General features: G+C 32.7%; 12 protein-coding genes and 1 tRNA gene. 6 read left to right on the top strand and 7 right to left on the bottom strand.

Annotation, left to right across the window (positions count from 1 at the left end):
- Nucleotides 1-63 precede the first annotated feature (63 nt).
- The 3 genes from FWJ34_RS14955 to cbiQ all read left to right on the top strand — a co-directional run bounded on the left by FWJ34_RS14955 (nt 64) and on the right by cbiQ (nt 2,233).
- Nucleotides 64-582, top strand: coding sequence for a carboxypeptidase regulatory-like domain-containing protein (locus tag FWJ34_RS14955; RefSeq protein ID WP_308256131.1), 519 nt, complete (start codon nt 64-66; stop codon nt 580-582).
- A gap of 172 nt (nt 583-754) precedes the next feature.
- A complete protein-coding gene (gene cbiM / locus FWJ34_RS14950; RefSeq protein ID WP_308256130.1) occupies nt 755-1,387 on the top strand; it encodes a cobalt transporter CbiM in 633 nt (210 codons plus the stop codon).
- A 75-nt stretch (nt 1,388-1,462) separates the two neighbouring features.
- Nucleotides 1,463-2,233: a cobalt ECF transporter T component CbiQ gene (gene cbiQ, locus FWJ34_RS14945; protein WP_308256129.1), complete on the top strand. Its 771-nt coding sequence runs from the start codon at nt 1,463-1,465 to the stop codon at nt 2,231-2,233.
- A 198-nt stretch (nt 2,234-2,431) separates the two neighbouring features.
- Here the strand turns inward: cbiQ and FWJ34_RS14940 are convergent, their stop codons facing one another.
- From FWJ34_RS14940 to dusA, 3 genes are all read right to left on the bottom strand, one after another.
- Nucleotides 2,432-3,112, bottom strand: coding sequence for a lecithin retinol acyltransferase family protein (locus FWJ34_RS14940; RefSeq protein WP_308256134.1), 681 nt, complete (start codon nt 3,110-3,112; stop codon nt 2,432-2,434).
- Between the two features lie 29 nt (nt 3,113-3,141).
- Nucleotides 3,142-3,864, bottom strand: a complete 723-nt coding sequence (rnc, locus tag FWJ34_RS14935; RefSeq protein WP_308256133.1) for a ribonuclease III — start codon at nt 3,862-3,864, stop codon at nt 3,142-3,144.
- 168 nt (nt 3,865-4,032) lie between these two features.
- Entirely contained in the window at nt 4,033-5,004 is a 972-nt protein-coding gene (dusA, locus tag FWJ34_RS14930; protein WP_308256128.1) for a tRNA dihydrouridine(20/20a) synthase DusA, read from the bottom strand.
- A gap of 136 nt (nt 5,005-5,140) precedes the next feature.
- Here dusA and ebsA point away from each other — a divergent pair, with 136 nt between their 5' ends.
- Nucleotides 5,141-5,542, top strand: a complete 402-nt coding sequence (gene ebsA / locus FWJ34_RS14925; protein WP_308256127.1) for a type IV pilus biogenesis protein EbsA — start codon at nt 5,141-5,143, stop codon at nt 5,540-5,542.
- 149 nt (nt 5,543-5,691) lie between these two features.
- On the opposite strand, the gene FWJ34_RS14920 is transcribed toward ebsA, so the two are convergent.
- The gene (locus FWJ34_RS14920) at nt 5,692-7,020 is read right to left on the bottom strand and encodes a hemolysin family protein (RefSeq protein WP_308256126.1); all 1,329 of its coding nucleotides are present in this window, start codon (nt 7,018-7,020) and stop codon (nt 5,692-5,694) included.
- 49 nt (nt 7,021-7,069) lie between these two features.
- On the bottom strand, nt 7,070-7,372 hold the full coding sequence (locus FWJ34_RS14915) for a hypothetical protein (protein ID WP_308256125.1): 303 nt from the start codon (nt 7,370-7,372) through the stop codon (nt 7,070-7,072).
- A gap of 76 nt (nt 7,373-7,448) precedes the next feature.
- On the opposite strand from FWJ34_RS14915, the gene FWJ34_RS14910 reads away from it, so the two are divergent.
- A tRNA-Ile gene (locus FWJ34_RS14910) sits at nt 7,449-7,521 on the top strand.
- 122 nt (nt 7,522-7,643) lie between these two features.
- Here the strand turns inward: FWJ34_RS14910 and FWJ34_RS14905 are convergent.
- Nucleotides 7,644-8,063: a hypothetical protein gene (locus FWJ34_RS14905; protein ID WP_308256124.1), complete on the bottom strand. Its 420-nt coding sequence runs from the start codon at nt 8,061-8,063 to the stop codon at nt 7,644-7,646.
- A 59-nt stretch (nt 8,064-8,122) separates the two neighbouring features.
- Between FWJ34_RS14905 and pyrE the strand changes: the two genes are divergently transcribed.
- Nucleotides 8,123-8,692, top strand: coding sequence for an orotate phosphoribosyltransferase (pyrE, locus tag FWJ34_RS14900; RefSeq protein WP_308256123.1), 570 nt, complete (start codon nt 8,123-8,125; stop codon nt 8,690-8,692).
- Between the two features lie 170 nt (nt 8,693-8,862).
- On the opposite strand, the gene aroA is transcribed toward pyrE, so the two are convergent.
- Nucleotides 8,863-10,197 (bottom strand): 3-phosphoshikimate 1-carboxyvinyltransferase, encoded by a 1,335-nt coding sequence (gene aroA, locus FWJ34_RS14895; protein WP_396231992.1) that lies wholly within the window; start codon nt 10,195-10,197, stop codon nt 8,863-8,865.
- Between the last annotated feature and the right edge of the window lie 244 nt (nt 10,198-10,441).

Below are 10,441 nucleotides of genomic sequence, written 5' to 3'. Positions count from 1 at the left end.
ACAAAAAGAGGCAAACAAAAACATTAACTTATACAAAAAAATTATAAATTGAGATGTCAGTAGATGTTAAGTAAATTATCAAGTATTGGTTTCAGTTTTATCCTTATTTTCAGTTTTACTATTGATAAAGTTTTCGCTCATGGTAGTGTTATTAATTATCAGCAAAAACAAGTTATTGAAATTGATGCTAAATACGATAACGGAATACCGATGGAAAATGCACAAGTAATAATTTATTCTCCTAGTGACACCACACAACCTTGGTTAAAAGGCATAACTGATGGCAAGGGAAAATTTGTTTTTACCCCTGATTTTTCTCAAGGGGGAAATTGGACTATTAAAATTAGATCCGCAGGGCATGGTAATGTAATTACTATACCCATTAAGTCATCATCTATTCCAGAAAACAATCAGATAAATTCTCCCTCTGTTTCACAACCTCAAGAAAATAACCCAATCCTTAAATCTCAATCATCCAACATAATTTCATCTTTGACGATGACGCAAAAATTGACGATGGCAATAACAGGAGTATGGGGTTTTGTCGGCACAGCTTTATTTTTTTCACGCAAAAAAATTTAATTAAATCAAATATGGCAGTCTTATTTTCTTTCTTCTCTTTCCTAACCTCATAAAATATTATAAGTCAGATAGATAATCTCTTGATTAAATTAATAAAAATCATCGACAATCTCCATTGTCTCTTGCCTTTCAAAAGATAAATATACAATTAACTTGCCCACTTATTACTAATATGCACATTCCCGATGGATTATTACCCCCTTCTATTTCTATCTTTGGTTATGCTATCACTGGTGGAGTTACTTGGTTTTCCTTACGTCAAATTCGTAAAGAAGAAGACTATCAACAACAAATTCCTAAAGCCTCTTTATTAACTGCAACTTTTTTTGTCTCTTCCCTCATCCATATTCCTATCCCCCCTTTTAGTATTCACCTTATTTTAAATGGTGTCATGGGGTTAATCTTAGGTTACTTTGCTTTCCCCGCTATTTTAATTGGTTTATTTTTTCAAGCAGTGTTTTTTCAATATGGAGGTTTATCAACTTTAGGCATCAATACTATTATTATGGGGTTGCCTTCTTTAATGGCTTATTATCTTTGGTTGTTAAGAAAATTACCTCCTTTTAATAATTCTTTAGGTAATAATCTTTTAGCTTTTTTATCCGGTGCAATGGCTATCTTTTTATCAGCTTTACTGTTTATTTTTATTACCTTAAATAATCTATCACCTGAGTTAAATATTGACAAAGAAAAAACTGCTATTTTAACTTCTTTAATTGGTTATGGTATTCAAGCTATCATCGAAGGCATTTTAACAGTAATTTTAGTTACTTTTTTGGCTAAAGTCAAACCTGAGATAATTTAGAATTTAGAATTTAGAATTACCGGTGCGGATTTCTGTTTTACTACTAATCGCTAATCACTAATCACTATTCACTAAATGAAGTTATTATTAGATCAATACGCTTATTTAGATTCTTATATTCATCGTTGGCAACCCCAACCAAAATTTATCGCTTTAATTAGTTTAATTTTTGCCTTTGCTTTTATCCAAAACTTAGTCTTTTTACCTCTAATTATTTTTATCACTATACTCTTATATCTATCCTCTAATCTTCCTTTTCATTTTTTATTATCCCGTCTTCGTTATCCCAGTATTTTTATTCTTGCTGTGGTTTTTTTATGCCCTTTTTTTGTCGGTAAAACTGTTATTTTTTCTTTTTTGGTGCAAATTAAATTAGAAGGTTGTCTTTTAGTTATTCTAGTTGTGACTCGCTTTGTTTGTATTTTAACTACGAGTTTGGTGTTGTTTGGCACATCTTCTTTTATTACGACTCTTAAAACTTTAAAATCTTTGGGATTATCTCCTATTCTTAGTGATATGATGTTATTAACTTATCGTTATTTAGAAGAGATTGGCGATCGCTTAATGACTATAGAAAAAGGATTAAGGTTAAAAGGTTTTCATCCTCATAAATTCAGTTACCGAAATTGCCAGATAATGGGGAATTTAATCGGAAGTTTACTTATTAGAAGTTACAATCAATCAAAATTGGTCTATCAAGCCATGATTTTAAGGGGTTATAATCATAATTGTCAATTACCAAAAGAAAAAACTAAGCCAACTATTAATCTTAAACACTGGTTAGCCTGTTTTGTTGTGGTTGTTATTAGTTTAATCATCATCGCCTCCTCTCATCTTCTTCACTAAATCTTCATAAGTTTCAGCTTATTTTCTCTCTTCTGTATATATTCCTCAAAGTAAAAAGTTTAACAAGAAAGATGAATCAAGAGGATTGAATAAGGGATATATTTTTCATTTTTTCCCCTTCAAAGGGGAGGCTTTTAACAGAATTTCTTTGGTAAAAACAAAAGCATTTACACAATTCACTTAAACTAGCTATATTTTTCAATTTTGAATTTGATTTTGCAATAAATTCTCTGTCATAAGGGCTAATTTTTCTAAATCTTTCTCTAAAAATTTTGCTTTTTTTTCATGCTCTTTTTTTCTTTTAATTGCCTCCCTAGCTAAGTCATCTCGATTATTTTGTATTGCTTTTTTTGCTACTTTTTCCCATATACTCGCTTCTTCTAAGTTTTGACGATATTGGGGTTGAATTTGATCCCAAACTATTCTAATTTTATCTAAAGCAGTATTTACCATATTATCTCTATTGTTATTATCTATTCCCTGAAAAGCGTGTTTAAGAGGATTTAATAAACCAAAAGTATCTAACTTATTAATACTAGGAATAAAATCTTTTATCTGCTTACTTTCACTAACCCCAATTTTACACCAAGTTGCAAAATGTTCACAATTATTAAGTAGCAAATTATACTTATTTTCCCCTAAACGACTAAAAGCACGTTTAACTGTCACATCAGGAATAAAGGAAAAACCATCAGGATATTGACGCACATAAACAGTATTTCCTTTACTAAAAGTTTCATAAGAAGTTTGTTCAATAATTTCACTAGGTTTACGATAATGAATGACACTACCATCGCCAATATCAATGCCATGATGTTGATAAATACCTTCTAAATTTGCTAACTCACGCCATACATAAATTTGATCACCAAATGCCATATAGTTAATTGATAGTGATTTGTTAATTGTCATTCTTCATTCTTCACTGCTAAGATGGAATTATAGGCTTGTTGGGCAGCAGCTTGTTGAGATGCTTTTTTGGTAGCACCTTTTCCTTTACCTAATAATTTATCTTGTAACCAAACTTCGGCAATAAAACGCTCATTATCATCCTTAAAAATTTCGTTATATTTAACTTTATAAGTGGGCAAAAGTTTATATTTTCCTTGACTCCATTCTTGTAAAGCATCTTTATAATTTTCTCTAGCAGGATCTGCATGAACTAAAGCGGCTTTTTCTTGTAAAATAGGATCAAGCCATGTACGAATTAAACTCATATTTTTTGTACTTTCATATAACGCCCCTAAAACCGCCTCAAAAGCATCTGCTAAACGAGACATTTTACCCAATTTATCGTTTCTTACACTAGGTGTCATCAAAAGGTACAAATCAAAACCATATTCTTCGGCAATTTCTGCTAAAAAGCGATCACTAACTATAATAGATCGTATAGCGGCAAATTCTCCTACTGGCAGATGAGAATAGTTTTCCAATAAAACTTCCGCCGACACTAGACGAATAACGGCATCCCCAACAAACTCTAAATGTTCGTAATTATGGGTTAAAGAGACACTAGGATGAGTTAATGCTACGTCTAATAATGACAAATTAACTTCAGAAATGTTTTTAATACCTAATTTTTCTAACAATTTTAACAGTTCTCGTCTTCGTCTTTGATCTTTAATCATTATATGAGAGAATTTAGAATTTTAGAGTTCATAATTTTATGAACAAATATTGATCTAGAAAACCACTTTATTAGTTTATCTTTTACAATAAATGGCATTAGAAATAATCCTCCTATTCTATTAGCATAAGCATTTAGAACTTTTTTTATTTATCTCTAATTTTATTACTTATTACTCATTGCTCATGGTTTTTAATGCTTGACGGACAATGTCTGAACCGCCATTAAAAGTGTTACCATTTTCTGAAAGGTATCGTTTCCATTGCTTTGTACCTGATTGTTTCGCAAAAATTTGCAATAAATGGCGCATTATAGTGTTTAATTTTAGTTTCTTTGATGCCCAAAAGTCAATATAAGGATAAAGGGATTCGATAATTTCTTCTCGGGTTAAAATAGGATAATCTTCTCCATAAATTTCTTGATCAATAGAAGCAAAAACATAAGGATTATCATAAGCTGCCCTACCTATCATCACTCCATCCACAAAATTAAGATGATGTTTCGTTTCTTCAATGGTAGTAATTCCCCCATTAATTTCGATAGTCAGGTGAGGAAAGTCTTGTTTAAGTTGATATACCTCTTGATAGCGCAAAGGAGGAATATTCCGGTTTTCTTTAGGGCTTAAACCTTGTAACCATGCCTTTCTTGCGTGGATAATAAATCTTTGACAACCACTTTCGGCAATAATTTTGACAAAATTGATCATATCTTCATAACTGTCTTGATCATCAATGCCAATACGATGTTTAATGGTAACGGGTATATTAACGGCTTTTTGCATTTCTTCCACACATTTGGCTACTATTTCTGGTTTTGCCATTAAACAAGCCCCAAAGTTACCATTTTGTACCCTCGAACTAGGGCAACCTACGTTAAGATTAATCTCGTTATAGCCCCAATCCTCCCCGATTTTGGCACATTCTGCTAGTTGTTGAGGGTTATCTCCACCTAGTTGTAAACTTACTGGTTTTTCTGCTTCACTAAAGTCTAATAATTTATGGCGATCGCCATGTATAATAGCCTGAGTGGTAATCATCTCGGTATAAAGTAGGGTTTTTTTGGTGAATTTACGCATCACATAACGAAAATGTCTATCGGTATAATCCATCATTGGGGCAACGCTAATAATTGGGGATTGAGACATAATCAAAGTAATCAGGAATGAGTAATTTTAAAATTTTATTGGTTGACTTGTGCAAAAAGTCTCTTGAATTTAAGACAAATTAAGAGTTAAAATCAGGAATGTCTGACTTAAATTATGGCAAAAATAGGGAAAAAAGATGTCTAGTATTGAAAAACTCCAACCTGCGAGTAAAGCCGACACTCTCATGTATCAACCTTACTATGGAAAAGAAGAACATGATATATTACCCCATGCTTTAAGTTTATATCAACAGGGATACCTTGAAGGAGAAAGAATTATTGAAGGAAAAACAAATATTCCCTTTGTTGCTATTTGGTATGTATCCCGTTTACCTACCGAAAAAACTCGTTGTCGTATCCAATTTGATGGTAACGCTGATTTAAGTTATGAAATTAATTTATCTAATCAAGATTTTGTCAAATATCTAATTTTACTTATCAAAGACTTTAAAAAATTTCGAAAAACTGATTTTTCCCAACAATTTTATCGTAAACTTTTGCGTGTTGATGAAGATGAAGAAAAAAATAATTCAGCTTAAATAAGCACTCGACGCATTTAACTTACATTTTCTTCTAACTCCTAACAAGGGGTTTTAACCTTTTGCCTTGACTCAAACGTTTACCTCTTGCCTCTTGCCTCTTCTCTAACCTAACTGACAATTTTGTATCAAACTAGGGTGATTAAAGGTTACTTTTCTTGAATCGTAATTTTGATTTTATTAATACGAGGACCATCTACATCAATAACGGTAAACTGAAAATGATCAAAGTTAAAAATCTCAGACTCTTTAGGAATTTTTTGCCAATGATAAACTAAAAAACCCCCTAAAGTTTGATAATCGTCAATTAAAGGTAAATTAAAATCTAATAAATCGTTTAATTCTTCTAAGTTAATTTGTGCGGGAATGATAAAATTTTGCTCATCAATAATTGTAATATGAAAATCATTATCATCATAGATACTATCATTACCGCCTAAAATTTCATTAATTAAATCTTGCATTGTTACTAATCCGGATGTGCCGCCATATTCGTCAACAATAATTACCATTTTCAGGCGAGATTGTTGCATTATTGCCAATAATTCACTTAAAGAAGTAGATTCAGAAAGAAAACGTGCAGGTTTGATAAAATCTTCTAAAGGAATATTCATACTATCTGGATTGTTAGGGAAGTTAGAAATACAATCTTTAAAATCAATAATCCCTCGAATATCATCTAAAGAATCGCCAATGATAGGATAACGAGAATGTTGAGTATCTGCGACTTCTAGCCATAAATCTTGATAGGTAGCTGATAAATGAAGTGCTTTGATATTAACTCTTGGAGTCATTACTTCTAAGGCTTCTACATCTCCAAATTCAAAAACATTACTTAATAATTCTCTTTCTTCTGCTTCTAATCCTGATGAATCCCTTTCCGTTTTGATAATTAGCTGTAACTCTTCTGGTGTTACTTGTTTATACCATCCTTGCCCCGTATATTCAACACCAATCAACTTTAATAAAAAACGGGTTGATTGATTAAGAATATGAATAAAGGGCTTAAAAATACTACCGATAACACTAATAGGAGGTGCTAAAAAACGAGCTAATTGTTCAGGATATAATAAAGCTAAAGATTTTGGACAAAGTTCACCTAAAACAATTTGTAAATATACTAGCAAAAAAAAGGCTAAGGGAATAGAAACAGAATGAGTTAAAATCTGAAGGATGATTTCGGGTAAAGGTAAAAAAGAAATTAGATATTGTAGAGAAATTGCCATGGTACTTTCCCCAATCCAACCCAATGCTAAACTAGATAGAGTAATACCTAATTGAGTAGTAGAGAGTAAACTATCTAAACTTTTTTGTAAAGATTGTACCGTTTGAGCGGGTATATCTCCACCGATGACTAAATGATCAATACGAGATCTTCTTACTGATACAATAGCAAATTCGGCAGTCACAAAAAAAGCATTAATAGAAATTAATAAAAAAATTGCGACAACTCTGAGTAATAATTGATCCCAATTCATTAGACATCTCCAAAAATTAATGATATATCATCAGAATTGTTTAAAATCCTCATTTTTTGGTTTTTTCTTTAACTTTACTTTCTTCTCGGGCTTTATGAATATGATCATAAACTTTAATTAATATATTTTGTTCGGACATAAGACTAAATTTTTTGGTTTTTATCTCATTACTATCTTTATTATTTATTTTTTGGGTAGGATTTTCTTGGGGTGATGTAACTCCTTCCAAAGATGTGCTACCTAAATAAAAAGAAAAAATTCCACTAGCAATACCAACAGTTAAACTACTAACTAAAACTAAAGCACTGGCAATTATCGTAGGTTTAAAAATTTCTGCTGTATTAATTTTCATAAATAAAAAATGAATTTGACAAATAAACGAAAATATATTTTATAATAGTAAAGTAGTAAAAAATTGACTGCTTTTACCAGGGTTGGCCGAGCGGTTGAGGCAGCGAACTCATAATTCGCCCAAGACAGGTTCAACTCCTGTACCCTGGATAACTACTAAGTTAAGATAAAACTAGAAGGCTAGAAGAGTAGAAGGCTGGGAAATTTTTTAGTTTAAAAGCGATATAGCAACCTCAAATTATTAAATTATTTCCTTGATGATGATAAAACAACTACCGAGTAAAATTAGGATCATCATTTAAAGAACTATCAAAAGGATTAGGAAAATCTCTAGTTCTGATGATAGGCTCTCTTTGTTGTAACTGTTTAAAATAGTCACTCATAATGGTATGAAGTAATAACCCATCTTGAGTAATATTATTTTCTGGAAAAGATCCTTGAGGAAAATTACGCCAACCTAGGATCGTATTAAGCTGTCCGGCAATACCACTTGCTTCATAAAACGTGCCACTATTTTCCGAAAAAGCTCGATTAATTAATTCATTCATATTCAGAGGGGAGTTAGATTCCGGTATTTCTACCTCTTGAGACTCAGTTGTATTAACGGGTTTAGCTTCGCTAGGATTAGCAATAACACTGGTGAGAGTTGTTAAACTCGCAATGACAAAGAAACGAGAAATTTTTGATAACATAATTGATATTTGGTAAGATCATGTTGCTCTAATTGTAACGGATCTACATTAAAACATTCATGGAAAATAATAGCACTTTTCTCAGACAACAATTATTAGATTTATTTGTTAAATATGCTTATCAAGAAGGGGATTTTACCCTCTCATCGGGACAAAAAAGTAATTTTTATCTTAATGGTAAACAAGTCACTTTGAGGGCTGAAGGTGCTTTATTAGTGGGTAAATTAATTTTCTCTTTATTAACGGAAAATATTACTGCTGTAGCTGGTTTGACTTTAGGAGCTGATCCTATCGTAAGTGCTGTTAGTGTGGTATCTGCTTACGAAAATAAACCTATTTCAGCTCTTATTATTCGCAAGGAAGCGAAAGGTCATGGTACAAAAGCCTACATTGAAGGTCCTGATTTAGTTATGGGGGCTGAAGTTGTGGTGTTAGAAGATGTTGTTACTACTGGTAAGTCAGCTATGTTAGCGGTAGAAAGATTAAGAAGTGCTGGTTATCAGGTTAACAAAATTATTTCTTTAGTCGATCGCCAAGCCGGTGGTAGAGAATTTTATGAATCTCAAGGTTTAGAGTTTGAAGCTATTTTTACTTTACGGCAAATTCAAGCTGCAAATCAAGGGAATTAGTACTAAATTACCTGAGTTCGATATAAAATTTTCGGTGAAGGTGAGACTCGGAGACTAGAGGACTAGAAGACTAGGAGAGAATTCATTTATACATTATTAAAATTGATTTTCGACAATTATTTACTAAATTTAATTCTTTTAGGTGGGTAAAATTTTGTCAACATTAATTATTATCTATGATTAGTTAGAGAAATTAATGTATCTACGAACGTAGGATAAGAGATAGAAGCGGCTTCCGCACGATTAATTACTGTTTTTCCTTCGGCGTTTAAACCGGCGATCGCCAAACTCATAGCAATACGATGATCTGTATAACTATCCATTTCAGAACCTTTGAGAGTAACACCTCCCGTAATTTCTAAACCGTCCGGTAATTCGGTAATATTTGCCCCCATTTTATTTAATTCTGTAGCCATTACTGTTAGTCGATCGCTTTCTTTGACTCGTAATTCTTCGGCATCTTTAATAATAGTTGTACCTTCAGCAAAACAAGCAGCTACAGCAAGAATAGGAATTTCATCGATTAAACGGGGGATAATTGCTCCTTCAATGGTACAAGCCTTTAATTTACTAGATTTTACTCTTAAATCAGCCACAGGTTCTCCGGCTGTTTCTCTTTCATTTTCGAGGGTAATCTCAGCACCCATCATCATCAAAGCTTCTAAAATGCCAGTACGAGTGGGGTTTATGCCTACATTTTCAATGGTTAAGTCTGAGTTAGGTGTAATTGCTCCTGCAACTAACCAAAAAGCCGCCGAACTAATATCACCTGGAACAATAACTGTTTGCCCATGTAATTCTATTTTGCCTTCGATGGTAACGCTATGGGTATCAGGATTAATTTCTAGGGTAGCACCAAATGCTTGTAACATTCTTTCACTATGATCTCTTGACAAAGCTGGTTCCGTAACGGTAGTTTTACCTTCTGTCATCAATCCTGCTAACAAAATACAAGATTTGACTTGTGCGGAGGCAACGGGAGAATGGTAGTGAATCGGTTTAAGATTTTGCCCCATAACGGCTAGGGGTGCATTTTTGTGATTATTTCTGCCATAAATTAAAGCTCCCATTTGTTGTAAAGGGTTGATAACTCTTGCCATAGGACGACTTCTAAGGGAATCATCTCCCGTGACGATAAAAAATTTGTCAGGTTGAGAGGCTAATAAACCTAACATTAAACGCATGGTTGTACCAGAGTTTCCTGCGTCAAGAATATTTAACGGCTCTTGTAATGTTTTTTGCCCTATGCCCCTAAGGATTACTTTCTCGCTGTTTAACTCGGAAATTTGTGCTCCCATTGCTTGAAAACATTTTGCCGTACTACGGGGATCTTCTCCTAACAATAATCCTTCGATCACCGTTTCACCAGAGGCGATCGCTCCTAACATTAAAGCACGATGAGAAATAGATTTATCACCTGGAATAGAGATTTTTCCTTGTAAAGAATTAGCTTTTTTTTCGATCTCTAATTGATCATGTTGGCCGGTTTTAATAAGATTAATCACTAGGAATTATTATAAATTTTACTGATAAGTTAAGACTAACTTTGGGTGTCGTGTAAGCTGATTCTCTGAAACTTTGTACGGGTTTAATTTTTAGCAAACCTTATCCCACCTCAGTTTGATGCAATAATATTGGGTTTAGGAAGGTTTCAGGTATCTGGTAGCAGGTTTCGCACTTAAAGTGCGCTCGAACATTGATTAGTCAATCAAAGGATTGAAAAGAAAAAAATCAATTTATTTACTCTTT

Origin of the sequence: Geminocystis sp. GBBB08, from assembly GCF_016743215.1 — a bacterium.
In the GTDB taxonomy this organism is placed as follows: domain Bacteria; phylum Cyanobacteriota; class Cyanobacteriia; order Cyanobacteriales; family Cyanobacteriaceae; genus Geminocystis.
Note: the sequence above shows the minus strand (reverse complement) of the source record. Positions and strands in the feature narration are given on the sequence as shown.

Coding starts and splice junctions, on each gene's coding strand:
- pyrE (WP_308256123.1), top strand. CDS start 8,123: ATGGAAAATAATAGCACTTTTCTCAGACAACAATTATTAGATTTATTT.
- cbiQ (WP_308256129.1), top strand. CDS start 1,463: ATGAAGTTATTATTAGATCAATACGCTTATTTAGATTCTTATATTCAT.
- FWJ34_RS14955 (WP_308256131.1), top strand. CDS start 64: ATGTTAAGTAAATTATCAAGTATTGGTTTCAGTTTTATCCTTATTTTC.
- cbiM (WP_308256130.1), top strand. CDS start 755: ATGCACATTCCCGATGGATTATTACCCCCTTCTATTTCTATCTTTGGT.
- FWJ34_RS14905 (WP_308256124.1), bottom strand. CDS start 8,063: ATGTTATCAAAAATTTCTCGTTTCTTTGTCATTGCGAGTTTAACAACT.
- FWJ34_RS14940 (WP_308256134.1), bottom strand. CDS start 3,112: ATGGCATTTGGTGATCAAATTTATGTATGGCGTGAGTTAGCAAATTTA.
- dusA (WP_308256128.1), bottom strand. CDS start 5,004: ATGTCTCAATCCCCAATTATTAGCGTTGCCCCAATGATGGATTATACC.
- FWJ34_RS14915 (WP_308256125.1), bottom strand. CDS start 7,372: ATGAAAATTAATACAGCAGAAATTTTTAAACCTACGATAATTGCCAGT.
- FWJ34_RS14920 (WP_308256126.1), bottom strand. CDS start 7,020: ATGAATTGGGATCAATTATTACTCAGAGTTGTCGCAATTTTTTTATTA.
- ebsA (WP_308256127.1), top strand. CDS start 5,141: ATGTCTAGTATTGAAAAACTCCAACCTGCGAGTAAAGCCGACACTCTC.